31 protein-coding genes and 1 pseudogene are annotated in these 23,811 nt (G+C 47.0%); 14 read left to right on the top strand and 18 right to left on the bottom strand.

The window, feature by feature from the left end; translation table 11 throughout:
* Nucleotides 1–175 precede the first annotated feature (175 nt).
* Nucleotides 176–463 (bottom strand): hypothetical protein, encoded by a 288-nt coding sequence (locus L5M29_RS21860; protein ID WP_004911214.1) that lies wholly within the window; start codon nucleotides 461–463, stop codon nucleotides 176–178.
* Nucleotides 464–829: 366 nt separating this feature from the next.
* On the opposite strand from L5M29_RS21860, the gene L5M29_RS21855 reads away from it, so the two are divergent.
* Both L5M29_RS21855 and L5M29_RS21850 read left to right on the top strand, forming a co-directional pair.
* Nucleotides 830–1,858 (top strand): IS30-like element ISShes10 family transposase, encoded by a 1,029-nt coding sequence (locus L5M29_RS21855; RefSeq protein WP_011711660.1) that lies wholly within the window; start codon nucleotides 830–832, stop codon nucleotides 1,856–1,858.
* 73 nt (nucleotides 1,859–1,931) lie between these two features.
* On the top strand, nucleotides 1,932–2,408 hold the full coding sequence (locus L5M29_RS21850; protein WP_011711661.1) for a DM13 domain-containing protein: 477 nt from the start codon (nucleotides 1,932–1,934) through the stop codon (nucleotides 2,406–2,408).
* Between the two features lie 407 nt (nucleotides 2,409–2,815).
* Here L5M29_RS21850 and merR read toward each other — a convergent pair whose 3' ends face one another.
* Nucleotides 2,816–3,271, bottom strand: a complete 456-nt coding sequence (gene merR / locus L5M29_RS21845; protein ID WP_001166628.1) for an Hg(II)-responsive transcriptional regulator — start codon at nucleotides 3,269–3,271, stop codon at nucleotides 2,816–2,818.
* 71 nt (nucleotides 3,272–3,342) lie between these two features.
* Between merR and merT the strand changes: the two genes are divergently transcribed.
* The 9 genes and pseudogenes from merT (at nucleotide 3,343) to L5M29_RS21800 (ending at nucleotide 8,223) form a co-directional block, all read left to right on the top strand.
* Entirely contained in the window at nucleotides 3,343–3,738 is a 396-nt protein-coding gene (merT, locus tag L5M29_RS21840; protein ID WP_001294653.1) for a mercuric ion transporter MerT, read from the top strand.
* A 15-nt stretch (nucleotides 3,739–3,753) separates the two neighbouring features.
* Nucleotides 3,754–4,029, top strand: a complete 276-nt coding sequence (merP, locus tag L5M29_RS21835; RefSeq protein WP_000732275.1) for a mercury resistance system periplasmic binding protein MerP — start codon at nucleotides 3,754–3,756, stop codon at nucleotides 4,027–4,029.
* Nucleotides 4,030–4,056: 27 nt separating this feature from the next.
* On the top strand, nucleotides 4,057–4,482 hold the full coding sequence (gene merC / locus L5M29_RS21830) for an organomercurial transporter MerC (protein WP_000522996.1): 426 nt from the start codon (nucleotides 4,057–4,059) through the stop codon (nucleotides 4,480–4,482).
* Nucleotides 4,483–4,520: 38 nt separating this feature from the next.
* Entirely contained in the window at nucleotides 4,521–6,206 is a 1,686-nt protein-coding gene (merA, locus tag L5M29_RS21825) for a mercury(II) reductase (protein WP_000209296.1), read from the top strand.
* A gap of 17 nt (nucleotides 6,207–6,223) precedes the next feature.
* Entirely contained in the window at nucleotides 6,224–6,589 is a 366-nt protein-coding gene (gene merD / locus L5M29_RS21820) for a mercury resistance co-regulator MerD (protein WP_001277466.1), read from the top strand.
* Nucleotides 6,586–6,822 (top strand): broad-spectrum mercury transporter MerE, encoded by a 237-nt coding sequence (gene merE, locus L5M29_RS21815; protein WP_001087807.1) that lies wholly within the window; start codon nucleotides 6,586–6,588, stop codon nucleotides 6,820–6,822. The genes merD and merE overlap by 4 nt, the downstream gene beginning before the upstream one ends.
* Before the next feature lie 65 nt (nucleotides 6,823–6,887).
* Nucleotides 6,888–7,100, top strand: coding sequence for a DUF3330 domain-containing protein (locus L5M29_RS21810; protein WP_000993245.1), 213 nt, complete (start codon nucleotides 6,888–6,890; stop codon nucleotides 7,098–7,100).
* 157 nt (nucleotides 7,101–7,257) lie between these two features.
* Nucleotides 7,258–7,944, top strand: a pseudogene (locus L5M29_RS21805) (DUF4113 domain-containing protein); the annotation flags it as partial.
* Between the two features lie 123 nt (nucleotides 7,945–8,067).
* Nucleotides 8,068–8,223 carry a hypothetical protein gene (locus L5M29_RS21800; protein WP_226770039.1) on the top strand — a complete coding sequence of 52 codons (156 nt, stop codon included), beginning with the start codon at nucleotides 8,068–8,070 and terminating at the stop codon, nucleotides 8,221–8,223.
* A 276-nt stretch (nucleotides 8,224–8,499) separates the two neighbouring features.
* Here the strand turns inward: L5M29_RS21800 and L5M29_RS21795 are convergent, their stop codons facing one another.
* The 6 genes from L5M29_RS21795 to L5M29_RS21770 all read right to left on the bottom strand — a co-directional run bounded on the left by L5M29_RS21795 (nucleotide 8,500) and on the right by L5M29_RS21770 (nucleotide 15,835).
* Nucleotides 8,500–10,032, bottom strand: a complete 1,533-nt coding sequence (locus tag L5M29_RS21795; RefSeq protein ID WP_011711663.1) for a nucleotidyltransferase — start codon at nucleotides 10,030–10,032, stop codon at nucleotides 8,500–8,502.
* Entirely contained in the window at nucleotides 10,029–10,967 is a 939-nt protein-coding gene (locus tag L5M29_RS21790; protein WP_011711664.1) for a CBASS cGAMP-activated phospholipase, read from the bottom strand. The genes L5M29_RS21795 and L5M29_RS21790 overlap by 4 nt, the downstream gene beginning before the upstream one ends.
* Nucleotides 10,968–11,047: 80 nt before the next feature.
* Nucleotides 11,048–12,613 (bottom strand): SAVED domain-containing protein, encoded by a 1,566-nt coding sequence (locus L5M29_RS21785; RefSeq protein ID WP_011711665.1) that lies wholly within the window; start codon nucleotides 12,611–12,613, stop codon nucleotides 11,048–11,050.
* Nucleotides 12,606–13,091: a Mov34/MPN/PAD-1 family protein gene (locus L5M29_RS21780; RefSeq protein WP_049796111.1), complete on the bottom strand. Its 486-nt coding sequence runs from the start codon at nucleotides 13,089–13,091 to the stop codon at nucleotides 12,606–12,608. Before L5M29_RS21780 ends, L5M29_RS21785 begins: the two co-directional genes overlap by 8 nt.
* Complete coding sequence (locus tag L5M29_RS21775) at nucleotides 13,075–14,718, bottom strand: ThiF family adenylyltransferase (RefSeq protein ID WP_243578511.1); 1,644 nt, start codon at nucleotides 14,716–14,718, stop codon at nucleotides 13,075–13,077. The genes L5M29_RS21780 and L5M29_RS21775 overlap by 17 nt, the downstream gene beginning before the upstream one ends.
* An 85-nt stretch (nucleotides 14,719–14,803) precedes the next feature.
* Nucleotides 14,804–15,835 (bottom strand): nucleotidyltransferase, encoded by a 1,032-nt coding sequence (locus L5M29_RS21770; RefSeq protein ID WP_011711668.1) that lies wholly within the window; start codon nucleotides 15,833–15,835, stop codon nucleotides 14,804–14,806.
* 200 nt (nucleotides 15,836–16,035) lie between these two features.
* Here L5M29_RS21770 and L5M29_RS21765 point away from each other — a divergent pair, with 200 nt between their 5' ends.
* Complete coding sequence (locus L5M29_RS21765) at nucleotides 16,036–16,380, top strand: helix-turn-helix domain-containing protein (protein ID WP_011711669.1); 345 nt, start codon at nucleotides 16,036–16,038, stop codon at nucleotides 16,378–16,380.
* Between the two features lie 9 nt (nucleotides 16,381–16,389).
* Nucleotides 16,390–17,199, top strand: coding sequence for an ImmA/IrrE family metallo-endopeptidase (locus tag L5M29_RS21760; protein WP_011711670.1), 810 nt, complete (start codon nucleotides 16,390–16,392; stop codon nucleotides 17,197–17,199).
* 451 nt (nucleotides 17,200–17,650) lie between these two features.
* On the opposite strand, the gene L5M29_RS21755 is transcribed toward L5M29_RS21760, so the two are convergent.
* The 10 genes from L5M29_RS21755 to L5M29_RS21710 all read right to left on the bottom strand — a co-directional run bounded on the left by L5M29_RS21755 (nucleotide 17,651) and on the right by L5M29_RS21710 (nucleotide 22,582).
* Nucleotides 17,651–17,878, bottom strand: coding sequence for a hypothetical protein (locus L5M29_RS21755; protein WP_069453482.1), 228 nt, complete (start codon nucleotides 17,876–17,878; stop codon nucleotides 17,651–17,653).
* A 20-nt stretch (nucleotides 17,879–17,898) separates the two neighbouring features.
* Nucleotides 17,899–18,540: a hypothetical protein gene (locus tag L5M29_RS21750; RefSeq protein WP_069453481.1), complete on the bottom strand. Its 642-nt coding sequence runs from the start codon at nucleotides 18,538–18,540 to the stop codon at nucleotides 17,899–17,901.
* Nucleotides 18,541–18,543: 3 nt separating this feature from the next.
* Entirely contained in the window at nucleotides 18,544–18,723 is a 180-nt protein-coding gene (locus L5M29_RS21745) for a hypothetical protein (RefSeq protein WP_069453480.1), read from the bottom strand.
* 80 nt (nucleotides 18,724–18,803) lie between these two features.
* Entirely contained in the window at nucleotides 18,804–18,992 is a 189-nt protein-coding gene (locus L5M29_RS21740; protein WP_041413370.1) for a hypothetical protein, read from the bottom strand.
* A 69-nt stretch (nucleotides 18,993–19,061) separates the two neighbouring features.
* Entirely contained in the window at nucleotides 19,062–19,727 is a 666-nt protein-coding gene (locus tag L5M29_RS21735) for a tyrosine-type recombinase/integrase (protein ID WP_011711671.1), read from the bottom strand.
* Between the two features lie 137 nt (nucleotides 19,728–19,864).
* Complete coding sequence (locus L5M29_RS21730; RefSeq protein ID WP_011711672.1) at nucleotides 19,865–20,212, bottom strand: hypothetical protein; 348 nt, start codon at nucleotides 20,210–20,212, stop codon at nucleotides 19,865–19,867.
* 43 nt (nucleotides 20,213–20,255) lie between these two features.
* A complete protein-coding gene (locus tag L5M29_RS21725) occupies nucleotides 20,256–20,492 on the bottom strand; it encodes a hypothetical protein (RefSeq protein ID WP_049796112.1) in 237 nt (78 codons plus the stop codon).
* Between the two features lie 231 nt (nucleotides 20,493–20,723).
* Entirely contained in the window at nucleotides 20,724–21,026 is a 303-nt protein-coding gene (locus L5M29_RS21720; RefSeq protein WP_011711673.1) for a hypothetical protein, read from the bottom strand.
* Nucleotides 21,027–21,134: 108 nt separating this feature from the next.
* Nucleotides 21,135–21,437 (bottom strand): hypothetical protein, encoded by a 303-nt coding sequence (locus L5M29_RS21715; protein WP_041413373.1) that lies wholly within the window; start codon nucleotides 21,435–21,437, stop codon nucleotides 21,135–21,137.
* Nucleotides 21,434–22,582 carry a DGQHR domain-containing protein gene (locus tag L5M29_RS21710; RefSeq protein ID WP_011711674.1) on the bottom strand — a complete coding sequence of 383 codons (1,149 nt, stop codon included), beginning with the start codon at nucleotides 22,580–22,582 and terminating at the stop codon, nucleotides 21,434–21,436. Before L5M29_RS21710 ends, L5M29_RS21715 begins: the two co-directional genes overlap by 4 nt.
* A 163-nt stretch (nucleotides 22,583–22,745) precedes the next feature.
* Between L5M29_RS21710 and L5M29_RS21705 the strand changes: the two genes are divergently transcribed.
* The coding region (locus L5M29_RS21705; protein ID WP_263170045.1) for a phosphoadenosine phosphosulfate reductase family protein at nucleotides 22,746–23,811 on the top strand (1,066 nt) is incomplete at its 3' end.

The following is a 23,811-nucleotide window of genomic DNA, read 5'->3' as shown; positions in this document are numbered from 1 at the left end:
TATTTATTCGGTATCGGTCCTACCAAAAAGCTATTTGTAGTATCTCGAGTACGTGCTGTGGTGTAGTAATTCCAATCTTAGAAAACTCAAAGCTTATTCTGAAACTATCGGAATTGTCGGTTGGGTGAGACTTAGTCGCCCCGTAAAGCCTTATCGGGGCGGCAAAGATAACTTTTTATATCACTGCTATTGATGACGTCCTTTGTTTACTAAAGTTGTAAGCCCTTATTCTTTGTTTTAGACCTTCAACCACTCCGGGCTTGTCACTAGGAGAGTCCCCTTGGCTAACCTTAGCCGTCAGATCGTATTCAGCGATTTCTAGCCGGTCCCCCTGAATCATTTTACGCCAACCGTTCCACAACTTAGGGTCAAGCTCTTCGGTACGCCAACCATCGGTCGGTTCGCTCCGACTCGCTAAAGCCAGATCCCTGATTTGGTTCTGGAGCGTTAGATCGTCAATCATTGTTCAGCGCCGTACAAAAATGCTATTTTGTTCATACTCAATGCGTTTGTGGGTTTGGTTTGTTTGGCGACTGATCTGATCGCGCAAACTGCATTGAGTTCCCTTACCTGAGTGATCTACTATTTCGCACAGTTATTTAGCTTTATCGTAACGCTCAAGAAATTGGGCTTAATGCCGAATACAATAAAATAAAACAGCCAACCCTTGAGGCTCTTATGCGCCAGAATTTACCAGTGACGGGTCGAAACTTAGAACTCCCAAAAGATACCAATATTCTTTCGACTACCTCCCCTCAAAGCCATATCACGCACGGCGGCCGCAAAAACTGAGTGCAACACCTGACCTTTCCGGTACGGTGCTGCCACTATGTCCTATCACGAACTCAGTATCCCCGAACGTGCGACCCTTCAACTCGGCCTTGCCCAAGGTTTCAGCCAGCGGCGAATTGCCCGGATGCTCGGCCGCTCCCCCTCGACCATCAGCCGGGAGCTGCGCCGCAACCGGGCCCCTGGCACCCGCTACCAGGCCTGTGCTGCCCAGCAGCAGATGCAGGTCCGCCGCCAGGTCTGCAGGCCTCAGTGCAAGCTGCTGCCGGGCAGTGAGCGCTTCGAGCTGGTCGTCCATATGCTGCGTGAGGGTTTGTCTCCCGAGCAGATTGCCGGCAAGCTGCGCAGCATGAACATACCCAGCCTCAGAGAGGCCTACGTCTGCCGCGAGACGATCTATAACGCGATCTACGCCCTGCCGGTCGGTGGCCTGCGCAAGGAGCTGATCATCTGCCTGCGCCAGGGCAAGACGAGTCGCAGGCCGCGCTCTGGCGGCGTCGATCGGCGCGGCCAGATCCCTGAAATGCTCAGCATCCACGTGCGCCCGCCGGAGGTCGAAGACCGGCTGATGCCAGGCCATTGGGAGGGCGACCTGATCAAGGGCAAGGCCAATGCCTCGGCGGTGGGCACCTTGGTGGAGCGTACCAGCGGCTACCTGATGCTGATCAAGATGGCCGACGCGACGGCGACCTCGGCGCTGGAGGGCTTCAGTGCGGCGCTCAATGGCATGCCGCTGGCGGTGCGCAAGAGCATGACCTACGACCAGGGCCGGGAGATGGCGCGGCACGCCGAGATCACCCAGCGGACCGGGGTGGCGATCTACTTCTGCGACCCGCACAGCCCCTGGCAACGCGGCAGCAATGAGAACATCAATGGACTGATCCGCCAGTACCTGCCCAAGGGCACGGACTTGTCGGTGCATAGTCAGGAAGCCCTGGACGCCATCGCTTTGCAACTGAATATGCGACCGCGCAAACGCTTCGACTTCAAATGCCCGATCGAGGTGATGGGCGAAGTGATGCAAGAAGCCGTGGTGATGCGGCATGATGCTCCCGCTTCAATTCAATAACCGTGTTGCACTCAGATCCTGCAACCAGCTATTATGATGGACACACCAAATAACTCACTGCATGAGGCAACCCATGAAAAAGCAATTAAAAATAATTCTGCTCGCGTCCCACCTGGCTCTGTTTGGCGCGGGAGTTGGGCTAGGGATCTATATACTTCCGATTTTGACAGCACAAGAAAACGCCACCATCGCCGAAATTGAAGAAGTGCAAAAGGTGGCAAAGTATAGCGGAGAGTTCAAGAAAGATCAGAAAGGCAGCGACGCCCTTCACTGGGCGAATGGACAACTTTTTGTTACGGATAACGAAATTGTATTTAAAGGTGATGTAGCACCTGGTCCAGACTACAAAATTTACCTGACAAAGAAACAAGCCACCGACAAAGAATCGTTTTTGGACATAAAGAAAGAAGCAATTCTGATTGGCGAATTGAAAAACTTCGGGAATTTCAAGAAAACCATTCCTGCAAGCGTCAACGTCAACGAGTTTACAACGGTCCAAATATGGTGCGAGCATTTCTCTAAGTTCATCGGCTCCGCAAAATATCAGTAAACAAGCTTAAACTTGGATCTTGCCTGTTCACGAATAACATGCGCCTCATGCCAATGGAAATTAAAGTCTTGCCGGGCATGAGGCCTCCCCTCCACGTCTAGATTCTTGAAGTCAAAATTGACCTCAACCGACCCTCAGACACTGACTACGATGCCTGCATACCCTGAAGCGGTTCACCAGATGGGCTTGCGACAGAGATAAGTACGCGCCAACCTCAGATGCCGCTAAGGCTCTATACGCCGCCTTATCGGAATGGGTGGAATTTTGCGCGCGAGCGTCTAATGTTATCCAAGAGCGAGGGCTCTGATTAGTCCCGTCTCCCATGAAGATTCGCAGACTAAGACCCCTATTAAATCTGTAACATTTCGCTAGTTGGGGTCGTCTCAGAATTCGGAAAATAAAGCACGCTAAGGCGTAGTCACCCCGTGACTCCCCCGCGCCGATGCAGCGAGCTTCGTTCCGTCTTGCAGTGACGCAATCAGCGGGCAGGAAACGTTCCCTTTCCGCGCATGGCAGGCGCACACCAGTTCAGACAGCACGGCCTCCATGCGTGCCAAGTCGGCCATCTTCTCGCGCACATCCTTGAGCTTGTGCTCGGCCAGGCCGCTGGCTTCCTCGCAATGGGTGCCATCCTCCAGCCGCAGTAGCTCGGCGATTTCGTCCAGGCTAAAGCCCAGCCGCTGGGCCGATTTCACGAACCGCACTCGTGTTACATCCGCCTCGCCATAGCGGCGAATGCTGCCATAGGGCTTGTCTGGCTCCGGCAGCAGGCCCTTGCGCTGGTAGAACCGGATGGTCTCCACATTGACCCCGGCCGCCTTGGCAAAAACGCCAATGGTCAGATTCTCAAAATTAATTTGCATATCGCTTGACTCCGTACATAACTACGGAAGTAAGCTTAAGCTATCCAAACCAAATTTGAAAGGACAAGCGTATGTCTGAACCACAAAAGTCTGAACCACAAAAGTCTGAACCACAAAAGTCTGAACCACAAAACGGGCGCGGCGCGCTCTTCGCCGGTGGGCTGGCCGCCATTCTTGCGTCGGCCTGCTGCCTGGGGCCGCTGGTTTTGATCGCCTTGGGGTTCAGCGGGGCATGGATCGGCAACCTGACGGTGCTGGAACCCTATCGCCCGATCTTCATCGGCGCAGCGCTGGTCGCGCTGTTTTTCGCCTGGCGGCGCATCTACCGCCCGGCGCAAGCCTGCAAACCGGGTGAGGTCTGCGCGATTCCCCAAGTGCGAGCTACTTACAAGCTCATTTTCTGGATCGTGGCCGCGCTGGTCCTGGTCTCGCTCGGATTTCCCTACGTCATGCCATTTTTCTATTAATCACAGGAGTTCATCATGAAAAAACTGTTTGCCGCCCTCGCCCTCGCTGCCGTTGTTGCCCCCGTGTGGGCCGCCACCCAGACCGTCACGCTGTCCGTGCCTGGCATGACCTGCGCCTCTTGCCCGATCACTGTCAAGCACGCGCTTTCCAAGGTTGAGGGCGTGAGCAAGACCGACGTAAGTTTCGACAAGCGCCAGGCCGTCGTCACCTTCGACGATGCCAAGACCAACGTCCAGAAGTTGACCAAGGCGACCGAGGACGCGGGCTATCCGTCCAGCCTCAAACGCTGATCCGTTAACCGAACTCGGGAGCGACACATGGGACTCATCACGCGCATCGCTGGCAAAACCGGCGCGCTCGGCAGCGTCGTTTCCGCGATGGGCTGCGCCGCCTGTTTTCCTGCCATCGCCAGCTTTGGCGCGGCCATCGGACTGGGCTTCTTGAGCCAGTACGAGGGGCTATTCATTGGCATCCTGCTGCCGATGTTCGCCGGCATCGCGTTACTCGCCAATGCTATCGCTTGGCTCAATCATCGACAGTGGCGACGCACGGCGCTCGGCACGATAGGCCCGATCTTGGTGCTGGCAGCGGTGTTTTTAATGCGGGCTTACGGCTGGCAGAGCGGTGGACTGCTCTATGTCGGCCTGGCCTTGATGGTTGGGGTGTCGGTCTGGGATTTCATCTCGCCAGCACATCGCCGCTGCGGGCCGGACAGCTGTGAATTGCCAGAACAACGTGGCTGACGGCAACAGCCGTAGCCACCACAGAAAAGGAAAAATACATGACCACCCTGAAAATCACCGGGATGACCTGCGACTCGTGCGCGGCTCACGTCAAGGAAGCCTTGGAGAAAGTGCCCGGCGTGCAATCGGCGCTGGTGTCCTATCCGAAGGGCACAGCGCAACTCGCCATTGAGGCGGGCACGTCATCGGATGCGCTGACTACCGCCGTGGCCGGACTGGGCTACGAGGCAACGCTTGCCGATGCGCCACCGACGGACAACCGCGCCGGCCTGCTCGACAAGATGCGCGGCTGGATAGGGGCCGCTGATAAGCCCAGTGGCAACGAACGCCCGTTGCAGGTCGTCGTCATTGGTAGCGGTGGAGCCGCGATGGCGGCAGCACTGAAGGCCGTCGAGCAAGGCGCGCAGGTCACGCTGATTGAGCGCGGCACCATCGGCGGCACCTGCGTCAACGTCGGTTGTGTGCCGTCCAAGATCATGATCCGCGCCGCCCACATCGCCCATCTGCGCCGGGAAAGCCCATTCGACGGCGGCATGCCACCCACACCGCCGACGATCTTGCGCGAGCGGCTGCTGGCCCAGCAGCAGGCCCGTGTCGAAGAACTCCGTCATGCCAAGTACGAAGGCATCCTGGACGGCAATTCAGCCATCACCGTTCTGCACGGTGAAGCGCGTTTCAAGGACGACCAGAGCCTTATCGTTAGTTTGAACGAGGGTGGCGAGCGCGTCGTGATGTTCGACCGCTGCCTGGTCGCCACGGGTGCCAGCCCGGCGGTCCCGCCGATTCCGGGCTTGAAAGAGTCACCCTACTGGACTTCCACCGAGGCCCTGGCGAGCGACACCATTCCCGAACGCCTTGCCGTAATCGGCTCGTCGGTGGTGGCGCTGGAGCTGGCGCAAGCCTTTGCCCGGCTGGGCAGCAAGGTCACGGCCCTGGCGCGCAATACCTTGTTCTTCCGTGAAGACCCGGCCATCGGCGAGGCGGTGACAGCCGCTTTCCGTGCCGAGGGCATCGAGGTGCTGGAGCACACGCAAGCCAGCCAGGTCGCCCATATGGACGGTGAATTCGTGCTGACCACCACGCACGGTGAATTGCGCGCCGACAAGCTGCTGGTCGCCACCGGCCGGACACCGAACACGCGCAGCCTGGCATTGGAAGCGGCGGGGGTAGCCGTCAATGCGCAGGGGGCCATCGTCATCGACAAGGGCATGCGCACCAGTAGCCCGAACATCTACGCGGCCGGCGACTGCACCGACCAGCCGCAGTTCGTCTATGTGGCGGCAGCGGCCGGCACTCGTGCGGCGATCAACATGACTGGCGGCGATGCGGCCCTGGACCTGACCGCAATGCCGGCCGTGGTGTTCACCGACCCGCAGGTCGCCACCGTGGGCTACAGCGAGGCGGAAGCACATCACGACGGGATCGAGACCGACAGTCGCCTGCTAACACTGGATAACGTGCCGCGTGCGCTTGCCAACTTCGACACACGCGGCTTCATCAAGCTGGTCATCGAGGAAGGTAGCGGACGGCTCATCGGCGTGCAAGCGGTGGCCCCGGAAGCGGGTGAACTGATCCAGACGGCGGTGCTCGCCATTCGCAACCGTATGACCGTGCAGGAACTGGCCGACCAATTGTTCCCCTACCTGACCATGGTCGAAGGGCTGAAGCTCGCGGCGCAGACCTTCAGCAAGGACGTGAAGCAGCTTTCGTGCTGCGCCGGATGAGGAAAAGGAGGTGTTCAATGAGCGCCTACACAGTGTCCCGGCTGGCCCTTGATGCCGGGGTGAGCGTGCATATCGTGCGCGACTACCTGCTGCGCGGATTGCTACGGCCGGTCGCGTACACCACGGGCGGCTACGGCTTGTTCGATGACACCGCGTTGCAACGGCTGCGCTTTGTACGGGCTGCCTTCGAAGCGGGTATCGGCCTGGACGCACTGGCGCGGCTGTGCCGGGCGCTGGATGCTGCGGACGGTGACGGTGCGTCTGCGCAGCTTGCCGTGTTGCGGCAACTCGTCGAGCGTCGGCGCGAGGCCCTGGCCAGCCTCGAAATGCAACTGGCCGCCATGCCAACCGAACCGGCACAGCACGCGGAGAGTCTGCCATGAACAGCCCAGAGCACTTGCCGTCTGAGACGCACAAACCGATCACCGGCTACTTGTGGGGCGCGCTGGCCGTGCTCACCTGTCCCTGCCATTTGCCGATTCTCGCCATTGTGCTAGCCGGCACGACGGCCGGCGCGTTCATCGGGGAGCACTGGGGTATTGCAGCCCTCACGCTGACCGGCTTGTTTGTCCTGTCTGTGACGCGGCTGCTGCGGGCCTTCAAGGGAAGATCATGACCGCTTCCCAGCCAGCCGAGAGTGGGCAGCTTTGAGCTTCGCTACCAATCTGGAGGAGTACCACCATGAACGCAAACGCCCCGAACACTGCCAGTTGCACCACCTGCTGCGTATGCTGCAAAGAAATTCCGCTCGATGCCGCCTTCACCCCGGAAGGCGCGGAATACGTCGAACATTTCTGCGGGCTGGATTGCTATGAACGCTTCCAGGCACGCGCCAAGGCCGCGACAGAATCTGACATTGCGCCTGTCCCTGGCGGTTCGCAGCCGTCAGATTGAGGCATGCCCTAACTGGGCGTCAGGCCGGAACCTTGGGCAGTGTCAGAATAGGGCCGATTCCAGCATTTTCTGACGACTCGCCTGCAACCTCTAGGGCCTCAACCTGACAGGCCGCACGCTTAGCGTACGATTTTGTCCGTTTTCTCTATCGTCCCCTATTAGTAAAAAACTAGAGTTGATGAATATTAAAACGGCCTACGACCTAGCACAAATGCCTGCAGGGCATGCTCGTAAGCAATTTAGCATTGAAATCGAGCGTACGGTTCGTGAGCTAAATGGCATCGAGTGCAAACAATGGGATCAGGCAAGAGCCGATAAACAGCAGATATTTTCAACTCGTTCAGTTGGTGAGCGGATAACCGATTTTAACTCTTTACTGCAGGCATTGAGTAAGCATGTTGGAATTGCAGCAGCGAAGGCAAGGGCACAGGGATCTAGTTGCAAATCAATGCTACTGTTCGCCAGTAATTCGCCTTTTGATGATCAACCTAAAAGCTTTAAAACGCTGATCCATTTCCCATGTGCGACAAATAGCACGGTCGAAATGACGCAGGCTGTCTCAGCGGCTGCACCCAAATTATTCAGAGAAGGTGTACGTTACTACAAAATCGGAGTTGGGCTCATCAACCTCGTTTGTGACAAGCGTCAGCAATTCGACTTATTTAATGCGCCAAAAGCTAATCCTGCTTTGATGCAAGCGCTTGATGGCATTAACTTTAGGTATGGCCGTGATACGCTGTTCTTAGCTGCACAGGGAATCGAACAAAAGTGGGCTATGCGGCGAGAACTGCTTAGCCCTCAGTACACAACCAAGTGGGACTGTTTGCCTATGATAAAATGCTAATTTTGACCCTTTTCAATTTATCTGTGGCCGAAGTTGTAATGTTCGGTCCTGTTGGGTTGACCATATTTTGGTATTGCTCCACATTGTATTCAGGATCATTTGCGATTTGACTGGAGGAACTAAATGAAGAATTCGAAATTCAATACATTGCTCTCAAAATGTGATCCAACGGCCCCAATACCTAATGATTTAGCAGAATTGCTTGATGCCCCCTCTGTTGGAAAAGAGGTCATTCCTTATAGTGTAGAGAAATCAATAAGTTCTGAAGAAGAGTATTGAGCTGCTTTAAAGCGAATTGACGAACTGTTTGATGCATTGCCTAATACCGCCGAAGGTGACGAACTTGAAAAATGGATTTCGTTGATTGAATCATATGAAAATGACCACTTCCCAATGTAAATCAATATTGCCCCAAAGCGTGCCAGAGAAACTTTTTGCCGTCATTACAGAATTTCATCAGTTGACCAAATTTTTGTAATGTTACAACGCCTAGATTAGTTAGCAGCGTAAGTGTTGTAGTTTTTGCACTTAATTCTTCTTGGAAGTTCACGTTATTCATACAGCGAACCTATCTCTGACGCTTACGACAAATTCACCAGTTCTCGCAACGCATACACGATCTTTGATGACGAATCCCTCAACCCAATGATCACCAGTGTAGGAGGTGGATTCTGTTCGATAAATTTCGTCTGCAGACGTGTTTGATTGAGTAGATATTTCCCCCCTAAGCTGCCCTACATTTGCCGCCTCTTGACCTGTGTTTACTACCTGCCAATAAACGTCGAACGGTGCAGGAACATTAGTCTTAAGTTTGAACTTTAACTCCTTTCCTTTGAGTAAAGGCTGTCCAGACTGAAACTCTTTCCAATATATGTTGGATTTATAACTTGCTTTTATATTCGCTGAATATATGTTTGCAACAATAGGGTATCGAAGTTGTTCCTTATGGGGCACATTAAAGCTTAGTGCAGGTAGATTTGTTGGTTTGTATACATCAACAAGTGACTTAGTTAACTTATCTTCCTCGATAAAGGTATCAATATTGATGAAATCGTCTCTGAGCCAATCCACCCATCGGAAAAAAGCTTTTGCTCTTGCGTTATCATCCTCATGCCATCGGTCAGCGAAGTTTTCTCCCGGATTAGCAGGGTTGGGGATAAGCCACTTCCCATCAGATGTGCGAGTTATCAATGTGTAGGTATTTCTTGCGTAGTAATCATTAAAAACAAAGCTATTGCTTAATTGATGAGAGTGCTGGTTTAAAGATGATATTAGATTTCTCAACGTGTCATAGATAGTTGCTTCATTGTTATAACTATTGGCAGCTAATACAGTAATGATCATTGAGATTGGTTTGAAGGTTTCAATATCTGATTGTGAAAACCTTACGTCACGGTGTCTCTTTAATAGCTGAATGGCCCTCTGCAACGGCGTTTTAACGTGGATATTTGGAACATCGTCAATCGAATTGTACAACTGTCTTTGATTGTTGAAGATGCGTTGTTTCTGAGTTAATTTTGCTTGTTCAAATACAGTGCCATTTCTTTCGTAAAACCATGCAGCAAATCCTTTCGGGTTGCTCGTTGTCCAAGAGTAGCTGTTTTCTTGATCTTTATTTGTAGCTGCAATTGATTGAGGTCGGGCTAATAAACTGTTTTCTACAACAGAAGGGAGTATATCCATATGGAATCCAACCCCATCATCTTCAGCATAGTTAAGAGTCCAGCAGCGCTTTCCTTCATCATCTAACAATCGGGAATAAGTGCCATTCTCTTTAATCCGTTCCCCAACCTGATTTTTTACAGTGGAGGCTAGTACAGCCTGTTTTGAATGCCCCAAGTTGCAGACCAAATCAATGTCATAATCTGCATCTTTACTATTTTTGAATGGGCGGATTTCTGTTCCAAGCTTAAAAGAGCCTTGAAGGTATACCTCTGGGACACGAAATGTTCCAGGATAGTTACCTTGCTCTAGGTGCGTTTTCATTGAATTAAAGCGATCAATCGCTTGCTTATATTTAGTCGGTGAAATATCCAACTTTTTCGCCGCTGTTAATAGGGCCTCTTCCCTAGAAACTATTTGAGTCACGATACATTTCCTCCTAAGACAAAGTTGCTAATCTCTTTACTTCCATATGTAAAATTCTTGTCGGCTAAACTGATCAAATTATCGATTTCAGAAACGTCATCGAGTGGCAGATCAGTATCTGACTCAAAATCAATTCTTAATATTTGCTCAGGCTTCAAATGAAGCTTTAGATAATTCAACGCGCTTTGGCTCTGAAGCGATAGCATGAAACTTATAAATTCTTTATGCCTCCAGCCCGTTGCAAGACCCCAGTCTCCCTTGTGCTTTAAACCATAGGCGACTTTGGAATGACCGGTGCCGATGGATACCACTTGTATATCATCGTAATTTATCCCCAGTCGTTTTTGGGCATCGATAACAGCCACTAATGCTGGGTTGTTTGCCCACAGACCACCATCTGATAACAAGTACTCATCAACTTTATGAGGGTCAAAATATGTTGGGGCTGAGCAAGATGCTAGAACAGCATCTCTGACTTTGACCAACCTATCGCGATTAAACGTTGGGTCATAAGCCGATTTAAATACATGAACTCCGCCGTTACCAACATCCGTTGCAGGTAGAATCAGAGGCTTGGCAATTTGCCCAAGCGTACTATCGTTGAAAACACCTTTAAGAACTTTATATAAACTGCCACAGTCATAGACGCTTTCAAGCAACGGTTGCGTAATGTTTCGAAGCTTCTTAAAAGGTATTCTCGACTTTTTCTTTTTGAAAATATCTTCGCCATGTTCTTTGTACATGTTAACTATTTCGGTTGCGCGGATGTCGCAGGCAACACCAGCCGCTATTATGGAACCCGTACTAGTGCCAGCTATCATGTCGAATGACTCTAAGAGATTGATTCCGAGTTTTTCTTCGAAACATTTAAGTATGTGCGCAGGGTAAACCCCTCGTATTCCACCGCCATCAATGCTTAAAATCTTAAAAGTCATATGTATCCTTACTCCTCTGTAAACCGCCAGTTGACCAAATTTTAGTAATGCTACAGAGTGGCTCTTCTAACGATGGCTACTCATTGAGGTATTGATAGATTAACTTTTCCGTTTACTTGAGTTATCGACAGTTTAGACCTCATTTCGTCACCATCGAAGTCATATACAAGAAGTGCTGGCTGATAGAGATCAAAGGCTTGACCTATGAATACACAAGCAGCGTTAGATGCACAGATGAGCAAGTGAACACGCTTCACAGAAAATTGGTCATGAAGTTTTTGCAGTATTGCATGAAGTTCACTTTTTAATTCTAACCCGTTTTCCGGATGCGGGATCGCCGCATTACCCATTTGCTTGGCTACGATTTCAATCTCAGGATAACCGAGAGCTGTTGCAGTCTTTTTCATTACTTCAGGATATTGAGTTAATGCTATAGAGATCGTGACTTCTGATGATTTTCCTATTTCGCTCTTCCAGTTCACCTTGTAAGGTGTTTCTGAGCGAGAATCCTGAGGCCAAACCCAGCAGTTTCCATCTCGGTATCTGAGCATTGGCGTGATTTCAGATTTATTTCCTAGACACGCTCCTAATCCGATCAAAGCAGGCATTGGCCCAAATGCGAATAGCGCCGCTCGATATCCATAATTTTTTGTTTGATTAACTATGGTTTCTGCTTCCTCTGTAACAATTTCATCCATTTCTTTGGTAAACCGTTCAGGTTTGGTTCTGTATCGGCGTTCATTGTCACTAAGATTATTCAATGCTCCTCTCATGCGAGTTCTTAACCTAGATAAGCTTCCTGCAATGTCTCTTGATTCAGGGGGAGAAACAACATGGCCTCCTACCGGCCAAAGAACTGAAAATACAGGAATAGGCTGGAAACTCAGTCCTTCAAGTAATTTCTCAGTATTAATTAAAAACTCGGTTCGCATTTGAGTAAGTCTGGATGCAGGGTAATCAGCACACGCAACTCGATCTATTAATCGGTGGTGTTTGTCGCATAGAAGCAAGATATTAGCTGGCTCATTAGAAAGTTCTTCGGATAGATAAGGTATACCCCTTGGGCCACTCTCGGATGACGCAACATTGTGAGCCAAGTATGAATAGTTACCAGATGTCCCCGTCAGATCATCAATATCCAATCTATCCCCGCAGCCTTCAAACATACAATAGCCATGACTATCACGCATCACTTGATTAATTGTGGACTGTGTGAAATCTTTACCACGACCTTTATTAAATCGCTGTTCGATATTCCTAGAGATATAGTCGATAACGTCATTGACTGGCAAGACTCTAGATTGGCTAACACAGGAATTCCATATTTTAAATAGCGACTCTATTGTTCCATATTCGTTTTGAGATATGTTGCGACCCTGGAGGTGGCGAACCTCAAGACTATCCCCACAATCCATCAATGTTAGAGCATCCTTAAGCTCCGCATCAATTACGTTAAGCCGAAAACTGGCTCGGAACTCATGTGAATACAATATATATATCTGGTTTTTTACACGCTCATCGGTAAGTAATCCAACATGCTCCCACACAAAAAAAGTCTTAATGCCCAATAGAAACTCTGCGAGCTTGTCAATTGACTCTATGGGATAAAAACATGCTTGATGAAAATGTAGCCTCTCGTCAGTCATCGATTTGTTCCTTAAAAATTCGTTTAAATGACCCGTTAATTTCCCGAAAGATACAGACGTCTTTCTGACCAACAATTACAAAGACTAATTCTCTGTCAGGGTTACGTTTTATGCATTTCTTCCAATCTGCAATATCTATATACGATGGGGTGGGTGTTGGTTCAGGATGTGTGTGCCATGTACCCAAGTAGCCTAGTTTGCCATGCGAACTTTCGTAATAAGAATTAACTGATTTCTGGTGATGAGGAGCACGCATATTAAAGTTAACTCTGGTGGCAGAATCTTCTTTCTGAGGGGTAGTACAGTGTTCTAGCCAAAATTCATTAGCGTCAGCGGACTGAGAACCAATTAATGCTCCAAAAGCTTCACTTCTATCACGTGACATCTGCCTGTAAGAATACCAAACGTCAATTAGTTCTTCGGAAAGGTAAATTTTCGTATCTTTGATGCCCGTATCTTGCTCAATGAGTGCAGACATCACAGTCCTCATCAACCAAAGGTAAGTATTCAAGCGAACTGCTGAAATTGTAGTAACGATGAGTCAGCCTGATGCCCTCCGCCATTGCATCTTCATCTAAGCCCTTCCAACTGACTTTACATGACTTTGCTTGTTTGCCTTCCAAATACCGAATGGCCAAATTTGCTGCCATTACAGCTGTTTGAGCCGAACTTGCTGCGCCATATGAAATAAATTGTTCCCCACAGCCAGCGATATTTTTCATGGTTACCTGATTGGGTTCGATAAAATTCATATTTGACACAAGCCCTCTTACACCTGTTTCTTGGCAAACGTAAGAGCACAATAAACATCCCTCTGAACTAGGGATATCTAATGTTGCGTGGCCGCCAACGCCAAAACCTTCCAACCAACTGTTCATGACAGCAACTTTTGAGTTGTTATCCAAAAGGTATTGTTTAAACAACCGTTCCTGGGTCGGATTGCCTATAGCAATGACAATCAGGTCAAAATCATTCATACGGCTACTGCGAGCAAACTCCATCAGTTTATCTAATTTCCATTGTGCACAAGACCAGGGGAATTGTCGTTGAAGAGCGACACTTAGGGCTGCGGTTTTAGGTGCTCCTACCCAATGCTGTTCTAAAACATGGCGATACAGATTATTGATTTCGTATACATCAGGATCTACTAACGTAAGATGCCTGACTCCGGCAGCAGATAACTTATGCGCAATTTCACAGCCTACTGAGCCAACACCTATCACTGCTACCTTTTTGTCTGCTAACGACAGAATGCCTCCACCACGTTCCACAGTATTCTCTTGATTGAATAGCCGTATTGGTAAAGCTTCCAATTTCCAGTTTTTCAGCTTTTCATCTGATAGTGGTAGCGCATTTTTGGTTTTACCGCTAAGTTTCAGTGCGAACCAAGTACGTTCATCATTAACAGTTTTGGCAGTAAACACGAGCCAATAAGCAGTTTCACGCCATTGACCGTATTTTTGTTGTAAATCACTTCTAACCTTTACCGGTAGCGAAGATATTGTATTTAAATACCATTCATCGAGAGCATCTGAATGTTTAGGTGCAGGAGTAAGTGTCTCGATTGGAATAACAACCGCTTTTCCTGCTATGCGTCGATTACCCTTATCTATAGATAATTGAATATCACTGATAACCGAAAGCGAATCGTCAGCCGGATGAACCATATAGTGGCTTTCGATGCCAAATTGCTTGCCACCTACTGGCCTATATACCGATAATGTTTGTAGAACCGGCCTTGCGATATTTGCCAGTAGGGGTTTAAAGCTATCTGGAGCACAGATTCGCAACCATTCACTGGAGAACTCACGAAGCAATTCACTATGGTTCCAATCTGGATTCGTTATGCATTTCTCTAACAACAAGATATGCCTCCGAAGCGATTCTTCTACGACTAATAGTGGTTGTTCGAAATTTACTGACAGTGACTCTGGAGCATTAACACAAACAGTGCCAATCTGAATCCCTGCATATTCATGAACAGAGACATGAGCCAACCTGCCAATGGAATCAGGGTTAATTAAGAAAAATTCGGGCAGGCGGTAGTAGGGAGGATCTGCTACCAGCATTAATTGTATACCATGATTAAGGATCGTTGTTTCCACTACGATCCTCTCACCTCCAGCTACTTCACTGGTTGTGCAGTTGAAGCCCTGGTTGATAAGGTGCTGTTTTATTTCGCTTAGCACACTATGCCCCCTGTGACGTTCCAACTACCCCAGCGCTACTGTAAGCCACTTTTTTGGCATTACTGTCTTGCTCCTTTTCTGGTACTTCAAAGTCACCACCGAACAGTCCTTGCAAGATTTCACATTGTTTACGCAAAGAATCTTCGTTTAATGCTTGATCGAGTTTAGTCAACATTGCATTTAGCTTGTTATAGAGCTGTGTTCCTGTGTCAATACTACTGTTTTCAAAAACATTTCTGTATGGTTGAACCGGTAACCGCACATCGATTTTGTACTTACCATCATCAACCCACTGGAAATAATTGGCATTCAAAATTGCTGAAACAGTGTCGCGTAGCGATTGCAAGTCACTGAGTTTACCGTCATTGCTGATAGATGGACTGAACTTATCTTTCAACATTAGTGTGAGTCCAATTGAAAACACTTTTTTGCCTACATTTTGGCCGAATTTTTCATCTCTCCAGCGTTTTACGTATCTGACCAAACGTTTGACCTGTCTGATTTTCAGGTCTGCAGAGCCGATGTATTGGCTGCTATCATTAATATGTTCTATCAGTTTTTTTGGCTCTGCAGGAGACCACACACGGTTTTCTACATTTGAGTTCAACTTACCGACTGCCAGTTCATACTGCTGACCTAGTTTCCGGTATATGACTATGTCGATATGTAGGTTTAAATTCATGTAGTCAGCAGTGACACAAGGCTTTTTTATTCTTGCGTTTTTAAAACCACGCTTTTCCAAAACTTTTAGAACAAGTTTTTTAACTTCAACCGGATCATCAGGAGCATTATCTGCATCAATAACAACTGCTCTATCGATATCAAAGTCAGCCACTGGGTGCTTTATGCCTGTATGCGTGCTTAAAGAACCTTGAATAAACGTTTCAATTATTGGATAACCTGCGTTTTTAAATTCATCCCTTAAATCATCCAGGATACTAGAGTCCTTCGACCTGGCTTCCCGGTAAGTATCATCCTCTCGTCCTAATTTAATTTTGTCGTGAAATTTTGAGAATTGGTTTTGTAAAGACATAGTTAGCTACCTCTTATAAATTTGTTCACTGCAAATCTCTCTAAGACAAACTCACAGGTGAACAAGGTCTGCACCTACACCTATGTCGCTCTCGCTGGTTATTAACAGAAGTTAATTTATTAACCATCGTTTACAAACATACGCCTTCTAGCTAAATAGATCAACTGCTGTTAATATAAAAATTAACGGAGGGTTATTTTATGGCTGACAAACTTCAGCAAGCCGCACTTATCAGCAAAAACATAAAGCACATGCGAGAATTACTTGGCTGGACACAGGCAAGGCTCGCTAGCGAAGCTGGGATAACAGCGGCAGCACTGAGCATGATCGAAAAGGACGAAGGCCGAATGCCAACTATTGTTGTGCTGAGGAAAATCGCTTCGGCATTGGGTGTTAAACCTTATGAAATAACAGGAGAAGATGCACCAGAAGATTCTGGAGATAAAACGATTGAGTTCTACCGAAAATGGGGAGAACTTGATAAGCTGCCAGAACAGGATCAGCGTATATTGCGAGAAATGATGGAACGCTTCACCAAGAAGTAAGGAGTTGGTATGGAAGAACAAAAAGGAGCAATGGAGGCCGAATCTTTACTTGAAGATCTGGGTTTTGATCAGTTACCGATCAAAGTAATTCAATTTATTAATGCCGTTTCAGACGAAAGCTTTCCTATCAGAATGGAATTCCATGCATTTGTATCCGATCAGTTTTTAGGTAAGGCAATCGGTAGTCAAGATGGGGCTGGAATTATTATTAATAGCAATATTCCAGATTCTCGGCGGCTAAATTTCACTGCGGCACATGAAGCAGGCCACGTTTGTATGCACATAATGCAAGGCTCCTCTCAAGATTTTGCGTGTGGCAACTCTGAGCTTGGAGATTATTTTAAAGATCCGCTCGAACGCCAAGCTAATGGCTTTGCATCTGGGCTACTAATGCCAAAGCGATTGGTTAAGTCTTTGACTGATGGCGACGTAAACTGGCATAACATCAAACAAATATCCGATCTATGCGACACCTCTTTGGAGGCTGTTTTTAGAAGACTATCATGGCTTGAGAAAGCGCCTGTGGCGATGGTAATCCACCAAAACAAGCAATTTAAGCGTTTTGTTCCTACAAAGCATTTTAATTTTTATATAAACCAAACTAACCTATCCTCAGAGCAATTGGATTCTTGTACAAATGTCAGCCAAGAGGCATTTCCTAGTGACTTTGACGTTGTAGACCCGATAGATTGGGTTACACCAGAGCGAGATGGCATGAAGTTACTGGAGTTATATGCAAGCTCAATTGTACTCAAAGACGGGTTTATTTATACATTACTTAGTTACGATGATGACTGCCTGGAAGAAGTTGACATCTAATTTTTGCGGTTTGCAAACCTAATAGGCCAGTTACATAGTCATAGCAACAAACTTGGTTTTCTCTGAGTCGTAAACGACTGTAAGGTTAAAATTTCAATACGGTACATAGTATTGATTGGGATCTCAAAGATACCCATTTAGGAGTTTGTTTTTCTATTACTTTAAGAGGGTATTATCCCCATAGAAATTTTTATCTGAAATTGACGAATTAGAGTTAAGACTTTAACTCAGAATTGTCCCAAAGTGATTTTGCTAAGGTTTAATAGACATTCGTAGTAAAATTACAGTTTCTCACTTTAGTTATTTTATAGTTGCTCCTATTTGTCAGACTATGAGTACATTTTATGTCAATGTATGGTTATATGTTTTAGCTAAGTACTTGTTCCTAGGTATGCTGCTATGTCATGGTTTGGTTTCAGCGACACGAATTACTCTTTAAATTCCGTTAGTTTTAATTGCACTTAGATTCTGCACGTTCCAACCCAAGAAGGGGCATCCAATTAACAATAGCCACATCACTCACATTGTAATTTGTCTCAATGTACGCTTTTATGTCATTTAAATCAGATTGATACTGAATTGGCATTACACTCAGGATAGTCACTGTGCATTGAACTTGCTGACCTGTCTGATTTGACAAACCAATATAAAATACATGGTAATGATGTTTTTCTTCCATTCGTGATTTTCCGCGATTAATTAACGATGTGTCACATCGCCAAAGGAACACGCTTGACAAAAAACATTGCCGTTTAAGTCTTCTCTAACTATCGTTGTATACGCACTGCAACCATCACATTCTTGCAACGTACCAACAAGCGAATCATGATCCGCAGAATTGTTTGTCATAGAAAGCAAATTTGCATGTTCCCAATTAGCTTTGTGTTGAATCTCCCATTCTCGATACTCGTTCAGATAGGCGTAAGCCGCAGTTAAAGCAGAGTCATAATCGTCAGTTGCCATCATCTTAACAATAGAGCCATGATCGTAGTGTGGTGTTGAGAAATACACTTCTTCTTTATCGTCATCTAGGTACAACTCGCAATTTTCAATCTTGAAGTATTGAAATTTGCTTAGGTACTCTTTCGCTTCGATGTGTGAGTCCCTAGAGCACTGATTGAATGTGTTAAACCAAATTCGCGGCCAAAGATCGTAGCATGGAAAATCATCACTTTCGTAGTCGCGACTAAATTTCTCGTCGAGCTTGTTTTCTAAGTCATCAATCCAAGTCAAATTAAGCATTAATGCTTTTCGCTTCTCATCCCACTGGCGATTAAAAAACACATTACAATCTTGCGTGATAAATTTGAAATAAGACGGAGCCGATACAATTACAGTCATTTTTTAGACTTTCCGTTTGATTTTAAAGAAGGTCTTGATAAATAGTTTTGCTTGGAAAACTAAGGAGTCTTTGTCGCCATAATGTTTGTTAGCTTCTATATCACAAGCTACTGAGTAACAAGCATTATCCCAACGCTTTCTAACAGCAGCAGAAAAATAATCTAATACTTCTCTTATACTCATTTTGTAGCCTCAGCACAATTACTCAACTTAGCTTATTGTGAGCGAATACCGCTCACAAGTCAACAAGTAATGTGCGATATTCACACATTTTTGCTATTGCGATGTTTAATACCATCTACGATCAATTCAACAGCAGTACGTCGAGTTGCCCACCAATCATAGAACGTGCGGCGGGGTACTTTGGCAAGATCTGCCACCTCTTTTGCATCAAGTCCAACTTGAGCGCGGCAATATGCCGAAAAAGCCTCTTTATCTGCGGATTCCGCCATAAATTCCTCAAAATTTTACGAAACTAACAACTTTACAGTGTGCGCTATTCGCTCATAAATGGCAACAAGTTAAACCCAATCAAGACCGCACATTTCTTCGATTCGCTTTGGTTGAATAACAACATAGTCGATAGTAGTTTCAGGGCTGGCGTGGCCTAGTATTCGCGCTACTGTTTCAATCGGGACGCCATTGACTACTGCATTCGTAGAAAGCGATTTACGGCCTGAATGTGAGGATGCCAAGGGTAATCCGCATTTCCTGTAGATCTCCCTCATAGCCTGCTCTAGCGAGTCACAAGCCCAATACTCTCGTACCTCTCCTGATTCGAGCTTCCTTGGTTTCGGCTGTATCGAGTAAGGAGCACCACGAACTGTATACAGAAACCGTGACTCGGGTATTAATCCTTGGAAGTCAGCGCGGCCAGATACGCCCCACTTTTTAACTAAGCGGTGATCAATCCATTGCTGAATAATCTCCATCGATGTTTTGTTTGTAAGCCAAACGGTTCTTGGTTTCAACATCTTACAAATGCTGGCTGGTAGGTGGATTTCTTCTTTGATTTTGCCATTGGCAAAAAGGATGTGTTCAGTTTTGAGTAGTGCAATCTCAGTCACGCGCATAGCGGCGTGAGAAAGTACAACAGCACAGCGTTTACCTTCGCTATGCTGCATGAGTTGGCAGGTTTTCAGGACTCGATTGATTTGGGCAGGTGTTAGTGCGTCAGCGCGGCTCATTGTCTGTATTTCCTCTTTATTTGGGGATATGCAGACAATAGGATTTTTTCACTGCCTAATCAGTTTAACACGGTATTCCGTAAGCCTTTCACGGAAAGCAAAAGCGCCCCGAAGGGCGCTAGTTTTGGAGGACTTGTTCAGTATCCAAGCCGCTCTACGGTAGCTAACAATTCAGCATAAGTGGCGTTTTTAACTTTTTCGTAGAGCGTCTTGGCAGCATCTATTCCCTCGATGTAATCATCAGAATCTATGATCTCATGCGCCAAATGCTCGATAAAAGACGGCTCGATAAATGAGCCAGAAAGCACATTTAACAACACTTGCTTTTCTGCTGACTCTAAGTGAATCCCCGCTTGGAGTTGCAAATATTCGTAGCGATCCCAAATCTGATTTAGGCGCTCGGTCGTCCCTTCTCTCCTTTCCTCAAGGTTTGCCCTTAATTTTGGGGACGGGGTAAAACTCGGATTGCGCGGTAATTGGCTCATAAGACTCCAAAGCCCTGTATTACAGGGCTTAATAAATTTGATGTTAGATATTTGATTGATTGCGCATGTAAGCGCGATACCAGCTACGACATTGCTTTTCAAAGCTGGCCTCAGAACGTGCGGAAAGTGTGTTACCCATGAAGCCACCGCCCACACAAATTTGTCTGCCTAAAGTCCCGCTGCGACCTTGGGATTCAAGACGAATATATCCTCCGTCTAACGGCATCCAGAAGTTAAAAGTTTCACCAGTTTTACGAGATTTGATTGATAGATTTGCCATGATACTTTCCTTCGCCTCACCCGCTTATGCGCTTCGGCTCTCCGATGGTTAACGCACGACGCACTAACCTTAAACATAGTGTATGACAATTGTCATACTGAGGCAAGCGATATTTTTAAACTTTTGCATTTTCCATCGTTTCCGTGGCCTTTAGCCGATGGCCAGAACGTCACGGAAAGCAAAAAACGCCCGAAGGGCGCTTATTATGATAATTAACTACTTTGAGGCAACTTAAATCAAATTAATCAATTCTGCTTGAATAGCTGATATCTGTGCCTGATATTGAAAAGGCACAGGGCTATCATTAAGGCGAGGATCATAAAAAGTAATTACATCTTCATCCTCTGCATATTCTTGATTAGCAATAGCTTCATGCTGTGCTAGAACATGCCCAGTCGCAGCTTGAATAGCTGCTAATCTGTCAGAGCCATTAAACAAGACATAGACGGCAGCTCTGTATGCAATCTCATGTCTAATGTTATCTTCGTGCTCTTCCTCGCCGAACTCGACCATCAAATCCGAACCAATACCCATCCCATACCTCGACTAAAAATAAAAGAAACACAATGCCGCATTAAGGATATATACCGCGCTGATTATTGATTAGCAACCAATTGAAAAAATTTATACCCTAAAATACATCTAAACCGTTCTTTGCTTAGTAACAACAAGTGTATGTTGTTGGTCAACATCTGAAATATCATCTTCGTCAACATCCACACCCCAAGCGGTCACAATCTCATCTGTGATATCTCGCGATGTTGCCTGGGTTATCAACATCGTATAGCTCATGTGTTCAATCCTATGGACCAGTGCTCGCTCTAGAGAGGGCTCAATTGTGATGATTGTTAGCTCGTTGGTGCTGCAGATTTCAAATGCTTCAAGCACTCTTGTTAGTGCCACTTGCGCATTTGGACAGCGATAATCTTTCAGGTCGACGATCATGCCATTAGCTCCAACGTAGGAAATACCTTCAGGTGTTGACACAGTAGAGCGCCAATTCGTTTATCGCTACCGCGAACTATCTTGTGGTCTTCGTGAGTGACTACGCTGTGCTTTATCCAAAATTTATCCGCTTTATCTGCAATGGGTAGATTCAGATTTTGGAACACACTGAAAGAGTCATCCCCCGTGCCGTTCACCACAATTGCATCAAATATTGATCTACCAAGTAGACCTAAGCCATTGGTGAACACTACTTTCGTAAACATGGCGGCCTCATGCTGAGATTTGTAGTCTTGGCCATCGAGCATGTTTACTGGGAATTTGGAGATTGCTTCCTTCAGAAAATCCCGGCAAATTCCTAGCGTGACTTCAAAGTGCTCTGCGTCAGCTAATGATTTGTCAGCTGTAGAAGCTGAGACTCCTATGAACTTCAGAACCATCGCTTTGAATTGGTCGAATTTCCACATTGTTCCACAATTGATTTTACCGTGCAGCCCTATTCGGTCTTTGAGTCGTTTGCCTTGGCTAATTTCCATTTCAAGCAATTCATGACATAACGCAGCAAACGGTGTACGGCTGTTAAAGTGGTGACTAATTGATTTATTTGGTTTTTTTAGTGATACATGGTAATCACTGAATAATTGGCGTATTAGCTTTGTCGCAAACGGAGTGGTAAGAGATTCGTCAGCGATATGAATGAGCTTAAAGCTGACGGTGAAATCATTAAAATGATCTTTGTATTGGGCTAACAGCCATTTAATAAAAGTGGCTCGGCCTTGGCCGTCAGCAATAAATCTGTCAGCCGTTGCAGGAAGTTCCGCAGTGACCACGGACCGATTACCTATCTTCATTTCTTCTAAGACGGTCAACTCATTACAGAAGAAAGTCATATTCGGGAATACTGCCGCGTCGGTTTCCTGCCAGTACCGCTTTAGGGCGTTAACACGACCTGAGTCCACATCCCGCTGGCGTTTCAGTTGCTCGCTTAAAACGTCACTGTTGGCCTCTACGGGAAAGTGCTTGGCGAGCTCTTCGAAAGTAATCACGCCTTCGTATATCGTGACTCCGGCTTTATTGCTTAGGCCTTCTTTAGCCTTGAAAAGTGTCAGTGGCAAAAGTGTTGATTGATGTTCTGTTGTGGCCATCGGTTTAGCTCCATCGAAATTGATAGAGACATGATTTCACGAACCCGAGATCTGGCAAATTTTGCTGATTGAATGGGTTATTTCTGGGGCTTTAAAGCGGAAATTTGCGTGAATTGCGATGTGCGAGATCATCTAGTCATCTCTGATCAAGGCGACATTCACAATGAACAACCCCCAACAGCTCGTAGACATTTTCCAGTTCGATGCACAAGACCAAGAAAATTTAAAAGTAGTCTATGAGCAATTCAACCAAGGTGTTTCTGCGCTTCGCACACTCATTGAAAGTGAGCCGGTGGTGTTGCATTGTGGGCTCTCAGGGAAAGACAGTTCAGTCGTGGTGTTAATGGCAGTCGAAGCCTATCGCCAATCCATTCAGGCTGGCTTAGTCGAGCCATCGAGACCATTACTCGTCGTCACCGTGGATACGGGGGCTGAAGCCATCGCGCTTAAAATGTACGTCCATTATGTCCGTAAGCGATTACTGGAGTTTGGAAAGCAAATTGGGATTAATCTCTGCTACGACATTATTCAGCCGCCAATCAATGACCAGTATTTTATCAAGTATACTGGGGGGCAAAAACTGGTGCCTTCGGTTACACGTCACCAAGATTGCAGCATTATTCTCAAAATAGACCCGTCCGAGCGCTACATTAAGCAAGCGATTAAAAAGTACAGTGAATGCAGCTGCTACAAACTGGTTAGCTGTGTAGGCAGTCGCATTGCCGAAAGTCATCACCGCGCAGGCAACATGAAGAAGCAGGGGCTTAGCTTGATTACGGCAGGCTCAATTCTGGCTGATATGGCACAGGTAGAAGCCGCTGGCTCCAAAATGTATAAGCTGGCGCCGATTAAACACTGGGAAACTGAACAGGTATTTGACCTGCTTCGGATAGCCGGTAGCAATCCCATTAAACGAGTCCCAGGTATCGTCATCGATACTTACCTGACTAACTTCGGTCTTCTGTTAGAGCTTTATGGCAATGGCTCAAATGAGGTTTGCGACATCATTGTGGGGCAGAAAAACAGTGGTTGTGGGGGTAAGGCACGGTTTGGCTGCGTGACCTGCACCCTTGTTGGTAAAACCGATAATTCAGCTACAGGACTTTCAAAATTACCCCGCTGGAATGCGTTAGGCAGTGAAAATGCACTTCGAGTGAGGGATTACCTTTGGCGTTTAAGCAATGATATGGACGCCAGAGCCCTTCATGCTCGAGCTTACGATCCGGTCA

This window comes from Shewanella sp. SM95, assembly GCF_025653595.1.
GTDB lineage: Bacteria > Pseudomonadota > Gammaproteobacteria > Enterobacterales > Shewanellaceae > Shewanella > Shewanella oncorhynchi.
The sequence above is the reverse complement of the archived record's forward strand: the minus strand, read 5'-3'. Positions and strand labels throughout refer to the sequence as shown.